We start from the raw sequence: 20,368 nt of genomic DNA, 5'->3' as shown, positions 1-20,368 counted from the left end.
CGCTACGCTACTCGGTTGGCTCGTAGGAAGGTCCAGGGTCGAGAATCGAACCGTTGTGAGACGGTCGCCTCGCTACGCTCGGCGCTGCGACTTGTACGCCCCATATCAGAATGTTTAATTAAGAATTTTGTCGGTACTTCTAGTAGTCACTATCGACTACGATGTTCGAGTGTCCGACCTGTGGCAAGTCATTCGATACGGAACGTGGTGGTCGTGTCCACCACTGGCGGTCACACGGAGAGCGATTGGCTAACCGAACGTGTAGTGAGTGTGGAGACCAATTCTACTCTGAATACGAACAGAAGTACTGTTCTTCAGCTTGTCGGGAAGTGGCTGTTTCACACGAGGGGGCGGAAAACCCGAACTACAAGGGTGGAACGGAATCCGAGACGTGTCGAATCTGCGGTACCGCATTCGAATACTATCCATCTGAGAAGTCCGGCGTCTACTGCACCGCCTGCGTCGATAGCGGTTCGTGGCAGTCACCACCAGTTCTCGAAGGTGAGAAGAATCCTCGCTGGAATGGCGGCAAACAGACAGTTGACTGCACTGTCTGCGGAACCGGAGTCGAACGGTACCCCAGTCAAACTGTATCCGCAGTATTCTGTAGTCGTGACTGTCGAGCTACGTGGCTCTCTGAGCAGTTTTCGGGTGATGGACATCCGAATTGGAAGGGTGGCGGAAACCTCGAATACGGTACTGGATGGCGAGAGGCACGGTCAGAAGCCCTTGACCGGGATGGATACGAGTGCCAGTTGTGTGAATCGACGCGAGAAGAACTGGGACGTAACCCGGATGTACACCACATCATCCCAGTTCGATGCTTCGTCGATTCAGACACGCACACTGCCGAGGATGCGCACTTCCTGGCGAATCTGATATCGCTTTGCAGTAGCTGCCATCGTCGTGCCGAATCCGGGAGCGTAGAACGTGATGATTTGCGCTCATTAATTGGGGCACCAGTTCATAAATCCAAACCTAAATCCGCAGAAAACGCCGGCTAAGTTCGTATATCTGGATGCAAGTCTCACTACGTAACTCGAAAATAAATGTAAAAATTGGAACAGTCCAGGGGCGAGAATCGAACCCGCGTCTCAGCCTCCACAAGGCTGAAGGATAGTCCACTACCCTACCCCGGACACTGCATCCATCTCTAGCCGACTGGAATTCAAATACGTTACGACACGCACCGGCCTCCCCACACTATCTGAACTGCAGTTCACACCGGAACGACTATCTGAAGAACAGTTCAGATAGGCTGTATGGCTCAGGCTCCCGACCGGCTTCGACGGCTGCTCGCCGACGAACTCGGCGAGTGCTGCGACGGCGACGTAGAGCGGCGTCTCGAGGAACTCCACGGGCTCGCCGACGACGCCTTCGACGACCGAACGCAGTCCGTGTTCGCGGTGCTCGGCAACGACACCCGCTACCGACTGGCGCGCGTGCTCGCCGCGAGCGACGGCGAGCGCTGCGTCTGCGAACTCGAACCGCTCGTGGATGTCTCGGACAGCGCGGTCAGTCACGCGCTCGCGGACCTCGTGGACGCCGGCCTCGCCACCCGTCGAAAGGACGGCAACTGGCGGTACTACGACGCCACCGCGCTCGCGGACGACCTCTTCGTCGCCGCCGACCGCGGGGTGAGCGATGAGTAACGCCCACGAGCACGGCCCGAACTGCGACTGCGAGGCCTGCGGCGACCCGCGCTCGATGGACGTCCTCGACAAGTACCTCACCGTCTGGATTTTCGCCGCGATGGCCGCCGGCGTCGGCCTCGGCTACGCCGCGCCGTCGGTCACTCAGCCCATCCAGGACCTCCACCTCGTGGAAATCGGGCTGGTGTTGATGATGTACCCGCCGCTCGCGAAAGCCGACTACTCGCAACTGCGGGCGGTGTTCAGCAACTGGCGCGTGCTCGGTCTGAGTCTCGTGCAGAACTGGCTCATCGGCCCGACGCTGATGTTCACGCTCGCCGTCGTCTTCTTCGGCGGCGTCGTCCCCGGCCTGCCCGCCCGCCCCGAGTTCTTCCTCGGCCTCGTGTTCATCGGGATGGCGCGCTGCATCGCGATGGTGCTCGTCTGGAACGAACTCGCCGAAGGCTCCACGGAGTACGTTACTGGCCTCGTCGCGTTCAACAGCCTCTTCCAGATTCTCACGTACGGCGTCTACGTCTGGCTGTTCGCGCTCGTGCTCCCCTCCGCGTTCGGGCTTGACGCCCTCGCCGCCGGCATCACCAGTTTCGACGTCACCCCGATGCAGGTGTTCGAGGCCATCGTCGTCTTCCTCGGCGTCCCGTTCGCCGCGGGCTTCTTCACCCGATTCGCGGGCACTCGGCTCCGCAGCGAGCAGTGGTACGAGGACGTGCTCGTCCCGAAAATCGACCCGCTGACGCTCGTCGCGCTGCTGTTCACCGTCGTCGTGATGTTCGCCACGCAGGGCGGCAGCATCGTCGCCGCGCCCGGCAACGTTCTCCTCATCGCCGTCCCCCTGACGATTTACTTCGTCGTGATGTTCCTCGTGAGCTTCGGGATGGGGAAAGGAATCGGCGCGGACTACTCCACCACGACCGCCATCGGCTTCACCGCCGCGAGCAACAACTTCGAACTCGCTATCGCCGTCTCCGTCGCCGTCTTCGGCGTCGGCTCCGGCGTCGCGTTCGCCACCGTCGTCGGCCCGCTCATCGAAGTCCCCGTCCTATTGGCGCTCGTCAACGTCGCACTGTACTTCCAGCGCCGCTACGACTGGAGCGGCCACACCACCGGCGGCCTCGACGCCCCAGCCACCGATGACTGACACCACTACTGTCGCGTTCGTCTGCGTGCAGAACGCCGTCTCACCTGCGGCGCGACGTGTGCTGCACGTCCCGCGAGAGGTGGTCGCGTGACCACCACTGTTGCGTTCGTCTGCGTGCAGAATGCGGGCCGCTCCCAAATGGCCTACGCGTTCGCCCAGCGCGAACGCGAGAGCCGCGGCCTCGACGGCGAAATCGCGCTCGTAACGGGCGGCACGGACCCCGCTGACCACGTCCACGAGGCAGTCGTCGACGCGATGGCCGACGCCGGCTTCGACCTCGCCGACCGCACGCCCCGCGAAGTCACGTTCGAGGAAGTTCGCGACGCCGACTACGTCATCACGATGGGCTGCTCGGCCGAAGACATCTGCCCCGCGGGCTGGGCGGGCGAGAACCGCGACTGGGACCTCGACGACCCGGACGGTCGCTCCCCGGACGAAGTGGCGCGCATCCGCGACGATATTGAGCGACGAGTCGTCGCGCTCTTCGACGAACTCGGCACCTGAACGCGGACGATACGCTTTTCCACGACAGCCGCCTACCCGTGAGTGACTGTGGCCGTCACGGACAAAATCTACGTGAAGAACCACCGGCAGATCGCGTCCCAGATAGACACGCGCTTCCCGAAGAGCGCGTTCAGCGGCGCGACCCTGGACATCCTCTTCACGGGCGATCTCTCGGAGCTGGACGAAGCCACCCGGGACAAAGTGCTGGACTTCTCGGAGGACTTCCTGGACTGCGGCTGCGACTCCAACCCCTACTGCGGGCATCCCGAGCGGAAGTTCGTCAAGTACCTGCTGGACCTGCGCGCGCAGGGACTAGACCCCGAGTCGATGGTCGACGTGATGACCCAGGACTACATGGTGTACGCCTACCCCGGCGACCTCTACTCGTTCCTCGACGACGCGGTCCGCACGCTCGAAGCCGTCGAGGACCTCGCCGACGTGGACGGCCGCCAGGAGCAGGCCGAGCGCGCGACCAGGGAGAAACGCGAGCTGTCGCGGTAGCTACCCGAGCTGGTAGGGCTCTTCGTCGTCGTCGCCGTCCAGTTCTTCGAGGTGGATGACCTCCTCGACGTCGCCCTCGGACTCGACTTGCTCGCGGAGGTGGTCGATGTACTTCTTGTGCTCCTCGAGCTGGTCGCGGAGGTGTTCGGCTTCGAGTTCGAGGCGCTCGTGCTCGCGCACGAAGCTCTTGGACACCTCGACTTTCGGCGGGAACTCCTCGCCGTCGACGGACTCGGGCTGGTTCTCGGGGACGACCCGGACTTGGCCGTCGTGGGCGACCAACGAGTCGACGTAGTCCCGGAACACCGCGGACAGCGAGAGGTCGCGCTCCTCGGCGATGTCGCGGAGCGCGTCGAACGTGTCCTCGTTCACGCGGAACGAGATGGTCTTGTTCTTGTTCCCCATCTACCGCCAGATAAGGAAACGAGCCCTATAAGCGTTTGTCAGACAGTCACGCGTCGGCCGGTACGTCGGCTTCCGTATCGAAGTCCTCGAGCGCTTCGAGGAGCGCGCGGCGGTACGGGGAGACGTCCTCGCCGTACTCGGCGCGGGCGCGCTCGGCGTACTCGTTGCCCTCGTCGTCGAACGCGTCGAGGCGTTCGAGCGTGCGCTCGGCCGTCTCGACGACCCAGCGGTCGCGGGTCGCCTCGTCGACGGGCGTGATGGATTCGGGGCGCAGGGAGACGTTCACGGACCCGTCGTCGGTCTCGAAGGTCCGCGGTTTCCCGACCACGGCGACGTACTGCGGCGTCTCGGCGTCCCGGAGCGCGGACGCCGCTTCCGGCTGGTACTGGCCCGCGTACACGAAGAACGTCCCAGTGGGGTCGACGACGCGGCCCCGCCAGTACTCGGAGTCCTCGCCGATGTCCTCGGTTTCCGTGAGCGTGCCGACGACGAACACGCGGTTCGCGCGCTCGCCCGTCGGCAGCAGCGCGTACAGCGGCGCGCGCTCGTCGTCGGATTCCTTGAACGTGAACTCGGCGTCGTTGAACTCGGCGGCGAAGGCGCGGCGTGCGACCTCGCGGGTGGGTGCGTTACTCATGTTACATCGACCTCGCTTCGATGAGGACTGCTTCCGGGTCGGCTGGCTCGCCCAGCTGTTCGGTGTCGTTGGCGAGCACGTACCGGCCGAACGTCGGGCCGGTCACGTGGTAGTAGCGCCCGAGCACCGTCTCGCGCATCTCGTCGGCGACGACGGTGGTGTCGAGTGCGTCTTTCGCCATCTGTTTGGCTTCTTCGAGGCCGATGCCGGTCAGCGCCTCGGTCGCTTCCTCGTCGAAGATGACTTCGTGGACGTCGCGGCCGTCGTCGAGCACGCCCTTGATGCGGAGGTCGAACTCGCCCTCCACTTCGCCGTGCTCGTTGCAGCGGCCGTTCTGGAGGACGCGCGTGCAGTCCTCCTCCGGGCAGCGCTTGATGAGGCCGCTCCCGGACTGGATGTCCACGAGCGCGCCCTCGACGTCGTCCTCGTTGTCGCCGACGTCGAACTCCTCGTCGACCTCCTGAATCGAGGTCGTGCGATTGAGTTTCACGGAGTACCGGCCCTGGTACTCGTCGGTGACGACGTTCCCGAGGCGGTACGTCTGGCCCTCCTGGAGGTCTTCGAGGTCGGATTTCGCCCACTTCGTGAACTTGATGGTGCCGGTCGGGTCGCCGAGCAGGCCGACCTGCCCGACGGAGTCCGAGCGGGGCTCCCAGAGTTCGACGACCTTCGCAGTGAGGTCGACCCACTGCTCGGGTTCGTCGACGTCCTCGACTTCGACGGTCTCGTTACCGCCGCCGCCCGCGAGGTCGTCGCGGTCGAGACCGGCCTCGTCGAGGTAGTGGTTCTCGACGGAGCGCCGCGCCTCGTCCAGCGGGACTTTGTACTCGGATACCAGTTTCTGTAGCCGTGCTTCTACGTCGTCGACGGTGGCGTCGACGTGCTCGGAGAACTCGTCGTGAATCTCCGCAGCGGTGTCTGAAAGGTCGCTCATGGTCGTATTCGTCTCCGCGTGTTTTCGGTGGGAGACGTATCGGGGTTGGTGCGCTACCGTATTTAAATTGTCGTAACCACAGTGAAAGTGGAGTTCGGAGATGGCTACCTTGGCGAGCAGGCGCGGCGCAAACAGGCCTATAACGCGAGCCGTGCAAGCCCGACGCGATGCCCTGTTCGCCCGACGCCCGCGAGGAGTTGTCGCCCCCCAACCGCGGTGGTTCCGCGTGGTAACCACGGTCGCCGTCCTGCTCGCGGGCGGCACCGGTACCCGGCTCTACCCAGCGAGCCGCAGCCACCGCCCCAAGCAGTTCCTCGCGCTCGGCGACGACGACCGCAGCCTCCTCCGTCGCACCGCCGACCGCGCCGGCTTCGCCGACGAACTCGTCGTCGTCACGCGCGAGGCGTACGCCGACCGCGCCCGCGACATCGTCCCCGAAGCCACGGTGCTCGTCGAGCCAGCGGGCCGCGACACCGGCCCGGCGCTCGCGTACGCCGCCGGCGAGGTACGTAACCGCTTCGCGGACGCCGCGATGCTCTGCCTGCCCAGCGACCACGTCGTCGGGGACGGCTTCCGCTCAACGGCCGAAACCGCCGTCGACGTCGCCGCTCGCACGGACGCGCTCGTCACGCTCGGCGTCGAACCCGACAGAGCGGCGACCGGCTACGGGTACATCCAGCCCGGCGTCGACTACGGCGACCACTACGCGGTCGAGCAGTTCCGCGAGAAACCCGACGAGGCGACCGCCGAGAACCTCCTCGACGCGGGCTGCCTCTGGAACGCGGGGATGTTCGCGTGGACGCCCGACGCGTTCCTCGACGCCGCCCGCGACGGTCCACTCGAACAAATCGTGGCCGCGCTGGAGACCGGTGATGTCGATGCCGCCTTCGACGAAACCGAGGCGGTGAGCGTCGACTACGCCGTCTTGGAGCGCGCCGACGACGTCCGAGTCGTGCCCGCGGACTTCGAGTGGGACGACGTCGGCGCGTGGGATGCGCTACTGCGCCTCGCCGACGAGAAGAACGCGACGCTGGGTGACACACTCGCCATCGACGCGTCGGGGAACGTCCTCGCGAGCGACGACAAACACGTCTCCGTCGTCGGCGCGGACGACCTCGTGGTCGCGGCGTTCGACGACCGCGTGCTCGTCGTCCCGACTGACGACGCCCAGCGCGTCCGCGAGGTCGTCGCAGCACTCCGCGAGGACGACCTGTTCTGAGCTACTCGTCGCCCTGCCGCACTTGGATGGCGCCGTCGCTGGTCACGGACACCAGAAGCGGCGCGTGCACGCCGCGGCCCCTGACCGCCGACCCGGCCGCGTCGCTGACGCGCTTCATCACTTCCGGCGCGGACAGCGAGACCTTCACGTTCGCCTCGTCGCAGGCCGCGTACACCATGTCCGGCACGTCGTAGAGGTCCGTGTCCGGGTCGATCTCCACGCGCACCGGCGCCTGCAGCGCCTCCGCGAACGCCACCGTCTCCCGGGACTTCGCGACGTTCTCGCGCGCGCTCGCCTCCACCTTCGAGATGTTCGCGCGGGACGTCCCGAGTTGGTCGGCGATGGCCGCTTGGGCGGCGCCGCGCTCGCGCAACGCCAGCACCTCCGCTTGCCGCCGCGTCAGCACGCTCTCGTCGGCGTCGAAGCCGGCGCTGGCCAGCACCTCGTCGGCGTCCGGAACCCCCTCGTCCATGCCCGAACCGACGCCGCCGGAACGCAAAAACCCCGTGGACGCCCTCCGAACGCTTTTACGCGTCAGCGACTTTCCTCCACCAATGAGGCGAGGGACGGCCGCGGGCCGGGGTCGTCGTACGTGACGATTCGCGTCGACGCGCTCGACGACGACGAACACGGGGTTCGCGTCGCCGACACGGCGGAGGGCGAAGCGATAGCGCTTCGGACCGACCGGCCGGTCGCACCCACAGCGGCGAACGGTGACGCGTTCACGATGCCGGTCGACACCGCTGTCGAACTCGATGTGGGAGAGTTCTCCGCGCCGCTGGCGGTCACCGCGATTTTCCGGCGGGACGGCGAGGTCGTCCACCGAGCGGAGTCAGCCGCGTCGGTCGAGCCACTGCCGCGGGGTACGTACGAGGTCGACTTCTCGCCGCCGGGCGTGAAACTGTACGTTCGCGTCGAAGGTGCGGAACCAGCCGTGGAGTTCGTCGACGGCCACACGCGCCTCGAGTTCGGTGACGCGACGCGGGTCGTACTCGGCGTGCGGTCGATGCACGAGTCGCCGGCGGGGACGGTGACGGTGACGGAGGACCCGCGTGATTTGATGCGTGCGGTGTCGACGTTCGGGTCGGCGCTGAAGACGCAGACGCCGGACCGGTCGTGGCCGACACTGCGGGGACATCCCCCCGCAATCGAGCTGGGGAGCCACCTCCACGTACCCGCGGAAGTCGAACCCCCGGAGACGGGCGTTCGAATCGAAGTCCCGCCGGAGTACGGCGCGATTTACACGGTCGCACCGCTGGCGTACTATTTGGGCGCGACTGTCCTCCCGGGGAATCAGTCGCGACTGGTCGCCGACGGCGAAACCTACGAGTTCGACTCGCGAGCGCTGGCCGAGGACGTTCGGTCGGTCTTAGAGCACGTGTTCACGCTGGACTGCGTCGTGCGGGAAGCCGGCGTCTTCTCCTTTCGCACCGAGGCTTCCGAGGACTTGGAAGCACGCGTGGCGTTGGACTACGAACGGTTGTTCGAGTTGTCGCTGTCGGAGCGAACGGCGGCGTACCTCCGGATTCCGCGGTCGGCGACGGAGGGATTGGTGGCGTGGCACTACACGGCGGACGTGGCGGCGGCGCCGTCGTACGCCGCTGCGCTGCCGTACTTAGTGGACGAGTTGGCAGTCGTTCGGAGTCCGCCGCGGCGGACGTCGACGGTGGAGCTCACGCCGTCACCGAACGCGCTCCAGGCCGGCAGCGCGCTCGTCCGGTCGGTCACCAGCGAGACACCCGACCCCCTTTCGGGAGTTGTCCCGGAGGACGCCGACACACCCGGGCACTCGTGGGTCGCGGGAGACTTCGCACCGAGCGCGGCGAACCCGACAGTGGGGTCGTTCCGGCGCGGGTTCGAGTGGCCCACGGGTGACGGACCACTGGACATCCACGTCGTCTACAACGACGCACGCCTCGAAGCCAGCGACGAGACTGCCTACGACATCCACCCGGCCTCCGAGACGGACGTTCGGGTGTCGCACGGGCTGTCGACAGCAGAACTCCGCGAGGCGCTCTACGCGGAGACGGACTTCCTGCACTTCGTCGGGCACGTCACGGACGACGGGATGGTGTGTCCGGACGGGGTGCTGGACACGCGAACGCTGGCGAAGACGGGGGTGAAGGCGTTCTTCCTGAACGGCTGTCGCTCCTACGAGCAGGGACGCGCCTTACTGACGGCGGGCGCAGTCGGTGGCATCGCCACGGCCGACGATGTCTCCGACGACGACGCGGGCCGTGCCGGCCACGCGGTCTCGATGCTGTTGGACAGCGGGTTCCCGCTGTACGCGGCGCTCGACGTCCTCGGCCGAACCGGGCTGCGACGCGACCGGTACGCGATTCTCGGCAGCGGAACGCTCGCGTTCCGAGCGAGCGAGACGGGGACTCCGTTCCTCTACGAAACCGATACCGCGGCGTTCGACGCGGATACCGACCCGATTCCGGTGACTGGCCGGTACTACCCGTACGGCGTCCACGGCATCGGGGCGTTCGTCCACTCGACGTACGCGACGACGGACGCGATAATAGCCAGCGGCCGCGTTCGGTGCGAGCAACTCCCGCGTGCGGACCTGGAGCGCTCGCTCGACGTGTCACCTCATCCGATGCTCGTCGACGGCGAACTCCGTTACACGCCGAATCTCACGATGGCGGACTTCAGTTGATTGTCGGATTCCGGGGGCAGCATACTTTTAGTTGCACCCGCTGACAATCCGGTATGGCTCGAGGGGCGACGGGCGACCGGGGCGAAGCGACGTGACGATTCGCGTCGACGCGCTCGACGGCGAGCCGGGCGTGGTCGTCCGGGACGAGGTCGCGGGCGAGCAGTTCCCGCTCCGCACGGACCGGCCGGTCGACCCCGAATCGGCGAGCACCGAAGCGTTCACGATGCCGGTCGACGCCGCTGTCGCGGTCGAAGCCGCGGAACTCGGGACGCCGGCGTTCACCGATGTCATATTCTGGCGAGACGGCGAGGTCGTCGACCGCGCTACGTCAGAGGAGCCTGCCGACGAACTGCCGCGGGACACGTACGAAGTGGATTTCTCGCCACCGGGCGTGAAACTGTACGTTCGCATCGAGGACGCCGAACCGACAGTCCGGTTCCCGGAGAGTCGCGCGACCCTCGACTTCGGCGAGGCGACGCGGCTGGTGTTGGGAGTGCGGTCGATGCACGAGTCGCCGGCGGGGACGGTGACGGTGACGGAGGACCCGCGTGATTTGATGCGTGCGGTGTCGACGTTCGGGTCGGCGCTGAAGACGCAGACGCCGGACCGGTCGTGGCCGACGCTACGCGGGCACCCGCCGGCTCTGGAACTCGGTGACGCGCTCCACGTACCCGCGGAAGTCGAACCCCCGGAGACGGGCGTTCGAATCGAAGTCCCGCCGGAGTACGGCGCGATTTACACGGTCGCACCGCTGGCGTACTATCTGGGTGCGAGTGTCCTCCCGGGGAGTCGTCCGCGAGTGGTCGCAGACGGGGAGACTCGCGAACTCGATTCGCGAGCGCTGGCCGAGAGCGTGCGTTCGGTCTTAGAGCACGTGTTCACGCTGGACTGCGTCGTGCGGGAAGCCGGCGTCTACCCGTTCCAGACGGCGATGTCCGAGGAACTGACCGCGCGCGTGGCGCTAGACCGCGAACGGTTGTTCGAGTTGTCGCTGTCGGAGCGAACGGCGGCGTACCTCCGGATTCCGCGGTCGGCGACGGAGGGATTGGTGGCGTGGCACTACACGGCGGACGTGGCGGCGGCGCCGTCGTACGCCGCTGCGCTGCCGTACTTGGTGGACGAACTCGCGCTGGTGCGGAGTCCGCCCCAGCGGGCGTCGACGGCGGAACTCACGCCGTCACCGAACGCGCTCCAAGCCGACGGCGTGCTCGTCCGGTCGGCCACGCCGGAGTCCTCGCCGTCTGCCGTCGTCGTGCCGGACGACGTGAAGACGCCCGGCCACTCGTGGGTCACGTCGAGCTCCGCCGTCGACGCGGCGAACCCGACTGTCGGGTCGTTCCAGCGCCCCTTCTCTTCGACGGAAGGCGACGGGGCGCTGGACGTCCACGTCGTCTTCAACGACGCGCGCCTCCAACAGGGGGACGTCTCCCTGTTCGACAGTCACCCGTATCGGGAGACGGACGTGCGTGTGTCGCGGTCGCTATCGACGGCAGAACTCCGCGACGCGCTCTACGAGGAGACGGACTACCTCCACTTCGTCGGGCACGTCACGGACGACGGGATGGTGTGTCCGGACGGGGTGCTGGACACGCGGACGCTCGCGAAGACGGGCGTGAGTGCGTTCTTCCACACCATCCTCGGGGACGACCGGAGCAGCCTCCGGCACAGCCAGTCGGCCATCTCTGTCCTCCCCGCGGTCGACACCGGCACTGCGTCTGCGCCGTGGCCGCTGTCTGTCCACCACTTCCCACACGCGGACAGTGGAATCGGCGCGCTCGCCTCGTACACGTACACTGACGCTCCCGCGGACGTCTACGACGCATCCGTGACGGAGACGGCGCTTTCACAGCACGTGCTCGAAGAACTACTCGCGGACTCGGGCGTTCCGGTCCTCGTCGACGGCGAAGTCCACCTCACCGACGACCTCTCGGTCGAACGCTTCCGCTAGTTACCCCAGAAGTTCTCGCGGCTGCCGAGGCGCTCACTTCCTTCTTCGTCGTCCTCGTCGGCCGCGTCTTCGGCTTCGGCGTCTTCCTCGGCGTCCTCGTCCACTTCGCCGTCCTCGTCGTCCGGCTCGTCGGGGAGCTTCTCTATGAGGTCCGCGCGAGCGTAGTTCGGCTTCACTTTCGTCACCTCGGCTTTCACGCGCGCCGGCGGCAGCACGCCGTCGACCATCACGATGAACCCGCTCTCCTCCTGCCGGCCGACGCCAGCGCCGCTCTCGTGCATGTCGTCGACTTCCAGCACGACCTCCTGACCGGGTACCACGGGCGCGGTCTTCAGGTCCTCGATGGGCTGGTTGTAGTGGTTGCACCACTCCATCCCGCCGCGGTCGCCGTAGTGCTGGCACCCCATCCCTTCGATTTGCTCCTGGAAACTGGGGCATTCGTCGGCGAGTGGACAGTCAGCCATACAGGCCGTTACTGGCCGGTCGGCTAAACCCTTGCGGCACGCCGTCGCCGTCCCGGAGCGGCGTCAGCGCACCCGCGCGCTCGCCGGCAACGGCCGGCCGCGTCCCTAGATGAGCTGTTCGAGCTGGCGGCGCCGCCGTTCGAGGTCGATGTGTGGGTCGAGGCCGGCGTCGGCGGCGAGCCGGTCGAGCACGAGCAACACGTCGACGCCGCGGCGCTCGGCTTCCGTCGCGACCGCTTCGGCCTCGCTGCGGTGGACGACTAGTCGGTCGAGTAACGCCAACAGGCACGCGACGACGGCGCCGGTTTCGCCGTCGGGGAACGCGTCGCTGACGCTCGAAAAGTCGGGGTACGCGTCGGGCGCTTCGTCGGCCGGTGACACCCGGAGACAAATCGTACACAGCGTCGCCGCCGGCCGGTCGTCGGGGAGGAACTCGGCGACGGCGTCCGGAATCGGGAACTGGAGTCGGTCGCCGCCGCAGTTCGGACAGCTCATACCTCGACGTTGCGCGCGCGGTACTTAGCCGGCGCGGACGAAAGCCGAAGCCGCGTTCAGTTTGCGAGCGCTTCTTCGGCCGCCTGCTCGGCCGCCTCTTCTTCCTCTTCCTCGTCTTCTTCTTTCTTCGCTTTGACCTTCTTCATGCGGAAAATCTCCTCGCGCTCCTGCTCTTCGAGCTTCTGCTCGATGTACTCCTGGCCCTCGTAGAGTTCGGGGAGGAGCTTGAATTCGAGCGCGTTCACGCGGCGCTTGGTCGTCTCGATCTCCGTGAGCATCTTCTTCATCGCGGTCTCGACTTCCGCCGCGAGCACGATGGACTCCAGGAGCTCCTCGTAGGCTTCCGCGGCCTCGTCGATGCGCGCGCTCGTGCCGAGGATGCCGTAGCCGCGCTCGTCGAGGCTCTTGCGGACCTTCGAGGACTCGATTTGCGGGACGACGACGCCCATGATGTTCCGGGATTCGACGGTAATCTCGGGGTGTTCTTCGAGCGCCGCGGCCGCCCCTCGAACGGACATGTCGCCCTCCATCGCGCGCGCCATGTTGATCTTCTTCTGGGCGGTCTCGTAGTCGGCTTCGAGGTCCTCGCGGACGTCCTGTGCCTGGTCGAGGATGTCCATGAACTCCATGATGAGGCCGTCGCGCTTCTGCTCGAGCGTGTCGTGGCCCCGCTCGGAGAGTTCGATTCGGTCCTCGATCTCCATGAGGTTCTTCCGGGTCGGTTTGATGTCCTGGGCCATCTGTTCTCTTGGCGGGGACTTCTGGACGGAGGGAGGTAAACGTTTCCTGTCGCTGCCGCCAGCTACAGCAGTCCTGCCGCGCGGTCCATCCACGTCACGACTGCGACGTGGGGCAGCGTCAGCACTGCGACGAATGCGAGATACAGCGCGGCCCCGCCGGCCAGCGTCGTCGGCGGGTTCGGCACGACGACCCAGAGCCCGCCCAGCAGTGCGAGCGCGGCGACGGTCAGCGGCGCCGCTTCGCGCGCGAATCGGGCCAGTGGTCCGCGCAAGTCACCCGCAGCGAGCGCGTGCCGCGACCCGTTGTCGACGGCGACTGCGCGCGCGACGTGGCGGACGGCGTGCCACAGGCAGAAGTAGACGCCTACCGCGAATACGGGCGGGACGACGAGGAAGAACACCCACAACCCCAGTGTCTCAGCGGCGTCGACGCGCCACGCGGTCGGCGGCGATTCGGTCGTTGCGAGTCGATTCGCAGCCAGCGTCACGACGGTTACGGCGGCGAAGCCGACGCCGAGCACGAGCCGCGCGTCGGGCGCGAACAGCCAGAGGTCGCCGACGCTGCCGCCGAACGGCGCGGCGAACGCCGCCACCACGTCGCGGTACGTCTCGGGGTGGCCCAGCAGCGGCACGAGCATCGGGAGGCCGCCGCGGACGACGCCCGTCGCCACGCGTCGCGCGCGCGAGTCAAGATAATCTGCGTCCAGTAGCACGGCCAGCGGGTAGACGTCGCCTTGCCCCCAGTGGAGCCACGTCAGTCCGACGAACGCCAGCGCCGCCGCGACCGGCCACGCGAACCACGCGATAGCGTACGCGCCGCCGAGCACGAGATAGAGTGCGCCGACGACTGCGAGCCACCGCCGGGTCACGCGGCCCGCGACTGCGCGCGGGAGCGCCACGTAGTCGATAGCACCGTGGGGGAGGCCGAACACCACGACGCTCGCAATCAGTGGCGCGTACCGGACCGCCGTCGGCAACGCCACACCGGCGAGCGTCGGGAGCGCCGCGACGGCGACCCCGACCCAGCCAGCGGCCAGCGCCGGCCACGCCAGCGTGTTGCGGACCGCCTCGTCCAGTCCGTTCACGCCCATCGTGCGACCACCCAGTCGTAGAGCAGCAGTCCCTGCACGACGAAGAGGTTCGTCACGAGGAAGAACGCGCCCTCCTCGATTGGGAGGCCCGCGACGGCGACGCCGGTGCTGTACGTCGGTGAAATCGTCCAGATGCCGTCCGCGAGCGCGAGGCGGTCGGCGACGGCGAAGTACAGCGTCGGCACGCCGACGCCCGCGGCGACGGCGCGCGGGCGTTCGAGGAGGTACCGCCAGCCGACGGCCCACTGCATCGCGAGGACGGGGCCGGCCCACGCCAGAATCGCGCCGAGGTAGAACGTGCTCGCCGCGCCGAGGAACGCGACGCCCGACGCCGTGACCGCGAGGCCCGCGAGCGCGCCGACCGCTGCGTCCCGCTTCGAGGGGCGGAACTCGGCGTCCGGCGGTCCAGCGATGACCTGCACCCACAGTCCCGCGACGACCGTCTGCATCGCCACGAACGCGTACTCCTCGACCGGCGCGAGCCACAGCGTCGCCAGCACTGCGTCCTCGCCGTACGTCCAGACACCGCGTCGAATCAGGTAGTTGTCCCACGGCGTCGTGTACGCCAGCGCGAGGACGACGAGGACGCCCACGCCGGCCAGCGACCACCAGTCCTCGCGGCGGTTACGGACGCGCAGCGCCGCCAGCGCGACTAGCGGCGGCGCGACGAACGCGGCGAGGAACTGGAGGTACGTCGCCATCAGCGCGTCCCCTCGAAGTCGCACAGTCGCGACTGTCCGGTCGCGTCAGTTCGCAAAAGATACGTGGACGACACGCCGCGAACGCGGCGGTCAGTCGGCGGCCGCGGCCTCTTCGGCCTCGGCCTCGTCCTCGACGTAGTACTGCTCGATGAGCTCCTCGTCGACGCGGTTGAGCTCCTCCTTGGGGAACAGGCTGAGCAGCTCCCAGCCGAGGTCCAGCGTCTCCTCGACGCTGCGGTCGGTGTCGAAGCCCTGGTCGACGAACTCCGCCTCGAAGCGGTCCGCGAAGTCGAGGTAGAGGTTGTCGCGGTCGCTGAGTGCCTCGCGACCGACGATGTTCACGAGGTCGCGGAGGTCCTCGCCTTCCGCGTACGCCGCGTACAGCTGGTCGGAGACGTCGCCGTGGTCTCCGCGCGTGAGGCCCTCGCCGATACCGTCGTCCATCAGCCGCGAGAGGCTCGGGAGGACGTTCACGGGCGGCGTCACGCCCTGACTGTTCAGGTCGCGGTCCATCATGATCTGGCCCTCCGTGATGTAGCCAGTGAGGTCCGGAATCGGGTGCGTGTCGTCGTCGCCGGGCATCGTCAGGATGGGAATCTGGGTGACAGAGCCGTCCCGTCCCTCGATGCGGCCGGCGCGCTCGTACAGCTGCGCGAGGTCCGTGTACATGTACCCGGGGTAGCCACGCCGACCGGGCACCTCCTCGCGTGCCGCGCCGATCTCGCGCAGCGCCTCGCAGTAGTTCGTCATGTCCGTCAGGATGACGAGGACGTGGTAGTCCTTCTCGAAGGCGAGGTACTCCGCGGTCGTGAGCGCCATCCGCGGCGTGACCGTCCGCTCGACTGCGGGGTCGTCCGCGAGGTTCATGAAGACGACACTGCGTTCGAGCGCGCCGGTGCGCTCGAAGTCCTCCATGAACTCGTTGGCTTCCTCGGCGGTGATACCCATCGCGCCGAAGACGACGGCGAACTCGCTGTCCTCGTCGCCAGCTTCCTCTTCCTCCGGCACGGAGGCCTGTCGCGCAATCTGGAGCGCGAGGTCGCTGTGGGGTAGCCCCGACGCCGAGAAGATGGGGAGCTTCTGCCCGCGCACGAGCGTGTTCATGCCGTCGATGGCAGAGACGCCCGTCTGGATGAACTCCTCGGGGTACTCACGCGCGTGGGGGTTGATCGCTTCGCCGACGATGTCGCGGCGCTCCTCGGGCACGATGTCCGGGCCGCCGTCGATGGGCTGACCGGAGCCGTCGAGCACGCGACCGAGGAGGTCCTCGGTCACGGGCATCTTCAGGGTCTCGCCGAGGAACCGCACCGAGGCGTCCTGCCCGATGCCTTCGGTTCCCTCGAAGACCTGAATCGCGACGAACTCGTCGCTGGATTCGAGCACCTGACCGCGCTTGACTTCGCCGTCGGGCGTCTCGATCTCCACCATCTCGTCGTAGGCCACCGGCTCGTCGATGTCGACGTACACCAGCGGGCCGCTGACTTCGGAGATTGTCTTGTACTCTTTCATTAGTAGTGGTCCCGTAGTTGCTCGCTGAGGTCGTCTTTCAGCTCCTCGATGTACTCGTCGTAGTCCTCCTGGACGCCCATGCGGTTGAGGCGGGGCGCCGCGTCGACGTTCTGAATCTCCTCGACGGGGACACCGGCTTCGAGCGCGTCGAAGGCCTCGTCGTTGAACGTCTTGATGGCTGTGAGCATCTTGTACGTCTTCTCGGGCTCACAGTTGGTGTCGACGTCGTGGAGCGCGTTCTGCTGGAGCCACGCTTCACGGAGGTAGCGAGCGACTTCGAGAGTGAGCTGCTGGTCGTCGGGCAGCGCGTCTTTGCCGACCAGCTGCACAATCTCTTCGAGCTCTGTCTCCTCGTCGAGGACGTCGACGGCCCACTGCCGGACCTCCGGGAAGTCCTCGGAGACGTTCTCGCGCCACCAGTCGTCCAGCTGGTCCTTGTACAGCGAGTACGACTCGTTCCAGTTGATAGCCGGGAAGTGCCGGCGTTCGGCGAGGTCCGCGTCCAGCGCCCAGAACGTCTTCACGATGCGCAGCGTGTTCTGAGTGACCGGCTCGGAGAAGTCACCGCCCGGCGGGCTGACCGCGCCGACCACGGACACCGACCCCTCTTCGTCGTTGAGGGTGGTGTAGAGGCCCGCGCGCTCGTAGAACTGTGCGAGGCGAGCGGCGAGGTACGCGGGGTACCCCTCCTCGCCCGGCATCTCCTCGAGGCGCGAGGAGATTTCGCGCATGGCCTCGGCCCACCGCGAGGTGGAGTCGGCCATCAGCGCCACGTCGTAGCCCATGTCGCGGTAGTACTCCGCGATGGTGATGCCCGTGTAGATGCAGGACTCGCGGGCCGCCACCGGCATGTTCGACGTGTTCGCGATGAGGCACGTCCGCGCCATCAGCGGGTTCCCGGTCTGAGGGTCCTCGAGTTCGGGGAAGTCCTCGATGACTTCCGTCATCTCGTTGCCGCGCTCCCCGCAACCGATGTAGACGACGATGTCCGCGTCGGACCACTTCGCGAGCTGCTGCTGGGTGACCGTCTTCCCGGAGCCGAACGGCCCCGGAATCGCGGCCGTCCCGCCCTTCGCGAGCGGGAACAGGCCGTCCTGAATCCGCTGGCCCGTGACGAGCGGCGTCCGCGGCGTGTGCTTGTCCTTCGAGGGACGCGCACGCCGAACCGGCCACTCCTGGCGCATCGCGATTTCCTCGCCGCTGTCGAGCACGGCGACGGGCTCGTCGACCGTGTGCTCGCCGTCGTTCACTTCGGTGACCTCGCCGCCGTCGCTGCGCGGCGGGACGAGAACCTTGTGTTCGATGCTGACCGTCTCGTCGACGGTGCCGAGGACGTCACCGGCCTCGACGTGGTCGCCTTCCTCCACGACGGGGTCGAACGACCACTCCTTCTCCAGGTCGATGCCGGGCGCGTCGACACCGCGGTCGAGGAACGCGCCCATCTCGCCCTGCAGGACGTCGAGCGGGCGCTGGACGCCGTCGTAGATGGAGTCCAGCATGCCGGGGCCCAGGTCGACGGTGAGGGGTTCGCCCGTGTTGTCCACGGGGCCGCCCGGGCTGATGCCCGAGGTCTCCTCGTAGACCTGGATGGTTGTTACTTCGCCTTCGATTTCGATGACCTCGCCCATCAGGCCTTCGTCGCCCACGTAGACGACGTCGTTCATCTGGGCGTCGAGGTCCGTGGCGGTCACGACCGGACCGCTCACGCTCTCGATTACGCCGGAGTCAGTGATTTCTTCTGCTTGACTCATTCGTTGGATTCGTCTTCTTCGGCCATCAGGTCGATCCCGATGGCCCGCTTGATCTGGTCGCGTAGCCCGCTCCCGCCGGCGGCGCCGCCGCCGATGGTCACGAACGTCGGTTCCACGCTCGTCTCGACTTCCTCGCGGACTCGCCGCGAGAGCGCGTCGAGGTCGTCGTCGTGCATCACCGCGATGCCGACGTCGTCGTCCTCCAGCACCGACTCGACTGCATCGTCGAGCGCTTCGTCTTTGTCGTCCTGCGGGACGTTCTCGAACTTCCGAACGCCCGCGAGCCGGAACCCGGTAGTGAAATCCGGGCTGCCGACGACTGCGATCTCCTGGCTCATAGGATGACCAGCTCCTCTTCGATTTCCGCCTCGCTCAGGCCGGCTTCCCGGCCGCGAGCGATGGCGCGGATGTTGTCTACTTCGCGTTCCTTCGCGAGCACGTACGCCAGCACCGGACAGACCGACAGCGGGTAGACGTACGAGAGGTGGTCGGAGTACTCAAGCAGCGCCCGGTCGAGGGCGTGCTCGAAGCCGATGAGGCTGTCCGCCTCCTCCAGTTCGTCGAGCGCTCGCGAGAGCTCGTCGCCGTACTTGCTCTCCCGGATGCGGTTGACCAGTGCCGAGCGGTCCGCGACGAGCTGGCTGACTTCCTTCCGACTGAACAGCGCGCCGCCGTCGATGAAGTACTCGGCGGGGTCGACGTCGGCGCCCGACCGCGCCAGCCGCAGCGCGTTCCGAACGTTCCGGAAGTCGATTTCGGCTTCGAGGAACTCGCGGTAGAGCTGCGCTGCTTCGCCGCGAACGGAGGCGTCGGGCACGAGGTTCTCGTAGTACGCGCGGTCGACCGCGTTCTCCAGCGGGACCAGCGTCCCGGACTCCTCGTAGGCCTCGAACGCGGCGTCGATGTACGTCTCGAACAGGGTCCCGTCGAGCAACTCGACGACCGCTTCGATGGACTCGGCGGCGACCAAGCGGTCGAGGAACTCGTCCTCGAACTCGCCGGCGTCGATGAGGTCCTCGCGGACTTCGTCGTCGCTGGCGCCCGAGTAGAGGCCGCGCAGCACGGTCTTGACGTTCCACGCGTCGAACTTGCGGAGGTAGCGCACGACCTGCTCGTAGAGCCGGCCCTCGCTGTACCGCAGCAAGTCCTGGAAGTCGTCCGCGAGCGTCTCGTTGAGCGCGTGCTCGACGAGGTCGACGCCGCTGAACCGCGAGCCCAGCGCGTTCACCGCGTCCTCGTACTGGGTCTCCTCCATGAACCGGGCGATTTCGCCCGTGCCCATGCGGAGCAGTTTCCGGTACTCGTCGTCGCTGAACAGGCTGGCTCGGCGGTGGCGGACGCGGGCGACCACGTACTCGTAGTTTGCCGACCCGTACACGCTCATTGCTCCTCGTCGAAGAGGCGCGCGCTGATCTCCTTCAGGTTGTTCTCCCAGACGTCGTCGATGACCGAGTCGAACGTGTTGTTCACCCGGACCCGGGACGTCTCGCTCTCGACAACGACGCCGCCGAGACAGTCGTGCTCGCCGGCGTACTCGTAACCGTCGTAGTCGTCGAGGATGTTCGAGATGAGTGCCTCGTCGTCCGCACGGCCGTAGACGCTGACGTCGGCGTCATCGGACTGCGTCCGATTGCCCGAGGGACTCTGTCCCTCGCCGTCGGCGTCGAATTCGTCGGCCGCAGCGTCGAGGAGGGCGCGAGTGAGTTCCTCGCGGTCGTCGCCGTCGATGGCGGCGATTTCCTCCTCGGCGGTTTCGCGGACGTCCTCGAGGGCGTCGCGGCGCGCTTCGAGGCGCATCTGCTTGGCCTCGAGTTTCGCGCTGGAGAGGCGCTGCTCGCGCTCCCGCTCGATCTCGCGCTCGGCCTCGGCTTCGGCCTCGGAGAGAATCTCCTCGGCGTCGGCCTCGGCGTCCGCGACAATCTCGTCGGCGCGGGATTCGGCATCCGACCGAATTTCCTTCGCGCGCTCGCGGGCCTCGTCTCGAATGTCCTCAACTACTGTTTCCAAGCTCATAGAT

Annotated in this window: 22 protein-coding genes and 1 tRNA gene; 8 read left to right on the top strand and 15 right to left on the bottom strand. The window is 66.8% G+C overall.

The genetic code is table 11. The features are described 5' to 3' along the window. Positions 1-161: 161 nt before the first annotated feature. Positions 162-1,004: an HNH endonuclease gene (locus AVZ66_RS15725; protein ID WP_082678838.1), complete on the top strand. Its 843-nt coding sequence runs from the start codon at positions 162-164 to the stop codon at positions 1,002-1,004. Between the two features lie 62 nt (positions 1,005-1,066). On the opposite strand, the gene AVZ66_RS11930 is transcribed toward AVZ66_RS15725, so the two are convergent. Beyond that, positions 1,067-1,139, bottom strand: a tRNA-His gene (locus AVZ66_RS11930). Positions 1,140-1,262: 123 nt separating this feature from the next. On the opposite strand from AVZ66_RS11930, the gene AVZ66_RS11925 reads away from it, so the two are divergent. The 4 genes from AVZ66_RS11925 to AVZ66_RS11910 all read left to right on the top strand — a co-directional run bounded on the left by AVZ66_RS11925 (position 1,263) and on the right by AVZ66_RS11910 (position 3,795). Then, complete coding sequence (locus AVZ66_RS11925) at positions 1,263-1,652, top strand: metalloregulator ArsR/SmtB family transcription factor (RefSeq protein WP_058984297.1); 390 nt, start codon at positions 1,263-1,265, stop codon at positions 1,650-1,652. Then, positions 1,645-2,790: an ACR3 family arsenite efflux transporter gene (arsB, locus tag AVZ66_RS11920; protein ID WP_058984296.1), complete on the top strand. Its 1,146-nt coding sequence runs from the start codon at positions 1,645-1,647 to the stop codon at positions 2,788-2,790. The genes AVZ66_RS11925 and arsB overlap by 8 nt, the downstream gene beginning before the upstream one ends. Before the next feature lie 87 nt (positions 2,791-2,877). Continuing rightward, a complete protein-coding gene (locus AVZ66_RS11915; protein ID WP_058984295.1) occupies positions 2,878-3,294 on the top strand; it encodes a low molecular weight phosphatase family protein in 417 nt (138 codons plus the stop codon). A gap of 48 nt (positions 3,295-3,342) precedes the next feature. Continuing rightward, entirely contained in the window at positions 3,343-3,795 is a 453-nt protein-coding gene (locus tag AVZ66_RS11910; protein ID WP_058984294.1) for a DUF5814 domain-containing protein, read from the top strand. Here AVZ66_RS11910 and AVZ66_RS11905 read toward each other — a convergent pair whose 3' ends face one another. Genes AVZ66_RS11905 through AVZ66_RS11895 form a run of 3 tightly spaced genes read right to left on the bottom strand, consistent with a single transcriptional unit; the run spans position 3,796 to position 5,771 of the window. Continuing rightward, complete coding sequence (locus tag AVZ66_RS11905) at positions 3,796-4,200, bottom strand: CopG family transcriptional regulator (RefSeq protein ID WP_058984293.1); 405 nt, start codon at positions 4,198-4,200, stop codon at positions 3,796-3,798. A 46-nt stretch (positions 4,201-4,246) separates the two neighbouring features. Beyond that, positions 4,247-4,837, bottom strand: a complete 591-nt coding sequence (locus AVZ66_RS11900) for an RPA family protein (RefSeq protein WP_058984292.1) — start codon at positions 4,835-4,837, stop codon at positions 4,247-4,249. Position 4,838: 1 nt separating this feature from the next. Continuing rightward, complete coding sequence (locus AVZ66_RS11895) at positions 4,839-5,771, bottom strand: replication factor A (RefSeq protein WP_058984291.1); 933 nt, start codon at positions 5,769-5,771, stop codon at positions 4,839-4,841. A gap of 226 nt (positions 5,772-5,997) precedes the next feature. Here AVZ66_RS11895 and AVZ66_RS11890 point away from each other — a divergent pair, with 226 nt between their 5' ends. Next, positions 5,998-6,990 carry a mannose-1-phosphate guanylyltransferase gene (locus AVZ66_RS11890; RefSeq protein WP_058984290.1) on the top strand — a complete coding sequence of 331 codons (993 nt, stop codon included), beginning with the start codon at positions 5,998-6,000 and terminating at the stop codon, positions 6,988-6,990. 1 nt (position 6,991) lies between these two features. On the opposite strand, the gene AVZ66_RS11885 is transcribed toward AVZ66_RS11890, so the two are convergent. Beyond that, the gene (locus AVZ66_RS11885; RefSeq protein WP_058984289.1) at positions 6,992-7,462 is read right to left on the bottom strand and encodes a Tfx family DNA-binding protein; all 471 of its coding nucleotides are present in this window, start codon (positions 7,460-7,462) and stop codon (positions 6,992-6,994) included. Positions 7,463-7,582: 120 nt separating this feature from the next. Between AVZ66_RS11885 and AVZ66_RS11880 the strand changes: the two genes are divergently transcribed. Beyond that, positions 7,583-9,652, top strand: a complete 2,070-nt coding sequence (locus AVZ66_RS11880) for a hypothetical protein (RefSeq protein WP_058984288.1) — start codon at positions 7,583-7,585, stop codon at positions 9,650-9,652. Positions 9,653-9,743: 91 nt separating this feature from the next. Next, positions 9,744-11,600 carry a hypothetical protein gene (locus tag AVZ66_RS11875; protein ID WP_058984287.1) on the top strand — a complete coding sequence of 619 codons (1,857 nt, stop codon included), beginning with the start codon at positions 9,744-9,746 and terminating at the stop codon, positions 11,598-11,600. On the opposite strand, the gene AVZ66_RS11870 is transcribed toward AVZ66_RS11875, so the two are convergent. The 10 genes from AVZ66_RS11870 to AVZ66_RS11825 form a co-directional block, all read right to left on the bottom strand. After that, entirely contained in the window at positions 11,597-12,064 is a 468-nt protein-coding gene (locus tag AVZ66_RS11870) for a TRAM domain-containing protein (RefSeq protein WP_058984286.1), read from the bottom strand. The genes AVZ66_RS11875 and AVZ66_RS11870 overlap by 4 nt on opposite strands. 105 nt (positions 12,065-12,169) lie before the next feature. After that, entirely contained in the window at positions 12,170-12,559 is a 390-nt protein-coding gene (locus tag AVZ66_RS11865) for a DUF6276 family protein (protein WP_058984285.1), read from the bottom strand. Positions 12,560-12,615: 56 nt separating this feature from the next. Beyond that, a complete protein-coding gene (locus AVZ66_RS11860; RefSeq protein ID WP_058984284.1) occupies positions 12,616-13,299 on the bottom strand; it encodes a V-type ATP synthase subunit D in 684 nt (227 codons plus the stop codon). Between the two features lie 62 nt (positions 13,300-13,361). Then, positions 13,362-14,390 (bottom strand): Brp/Blh family beta-carotene 15,15'-dioxygenase, encoded by a 1,029-nt coding sequence (locus AVZ66_RS11855; RefSeq protein WP_058984283.1) that lies wholly within the window; start codon positions 14,388-14,390, stop codon positions 13,362-13,364. Continuing rightward, positions 14,381-15,091: a lycopene cyclase domain-containing protein gene (locus AVZ66_RS11850; protein ID WP_058984282.1), complete on the bottom strand. Its 711-nt coding sequence runs from the start codon at positions 15,089-15,091 to the stop codon at positions 14,381-14,383. Before AVZ66_RS11850 ends, AVZ66_RS11855 begins: the two co-directional genes overlap by 10 nt. Positions 15,092-15,181: 90 nt before the next feature. Further along, positions 15,182-16,600, bottom strand: a complete 1,419-nt coding sequence (locus AVZ66_RS11845) for an ATP synthase subunit B (protein ID WP_058984281.1) — start codon at positions 16,598-16,600, stop codon at positions 15,182-15,184. Then, entirely contained in the window at positions 16,600-18,351 is a 1,752-nt protein-coding gene (locus tag AVZ66_RS11840; RefSeq protein WP_058984280.1) for an ATP synthase subunit A, read from the bottom strand. The genes AVZ66_RS11845 and AVZ66_RS11840 overlap by 1 nt, the downstream gene beginning before the upstream one ends. Next, positions 18,348-18,689, bottom strand: a complete 342-nt coding sequence (locus AVZ66_RS11835) for a V-type ATP synthase subunit F (protein ID WP_058984279.1) — start codon at positions 18,687-18,689, stop codon at positions 18,348-18,350. The genes AVZ66_RS11840 and AVZ66_RS11835 overlap by 4 nt, the downstream gene beginning before the upstream one ends. Next, the gene (locus AVZ66_RS11830; RefSeq protein ID WP_058984278.1) at positions 18,686-19,735 is read right to left on the bottom strand and encodes a V-type ATP synthase subunit C; all 1,050 of its coding nucleotides are present in this window, start codon (positions 19,733-19,735) and stop codon (positions 18,686-18,688) included. Before AVZ66_RS11830 ends, AVZ66_RS11835 begins: the two co-directional genes overlap by 4 nt. Next, positions 19,732-20,364 (bottom strand): V-type ATP synthase subunit E, encoded by a 633-nt coding sequence (locus AVZ66_RS11825; protein ID WP_058984277.1) that lies wholly within the window; start codon positions 20,362-20,364, stop codon positions 19,732-19,734. Before AVZ66_RS11825 ends, AVZ66_RS11830 begins: the two co-directional genes overlap by 4 nt. Positions 20,365-20,368: the final 4 nt, after the last annotated feature.

The organism is Halobacterium sp. CBA1132, from assembly GCF_001485535.1.
Classification (GTDB): Archaea; Halobacteriota; Halobacteria; order Halobacteriales; family Halobacteriaceae; genus Halobacterium.
The sequence above is the reverse complement of the archived record's forward strand: the minus strand, read 5'-3'. Positions and strand labels throughout refer to the sequence as shown.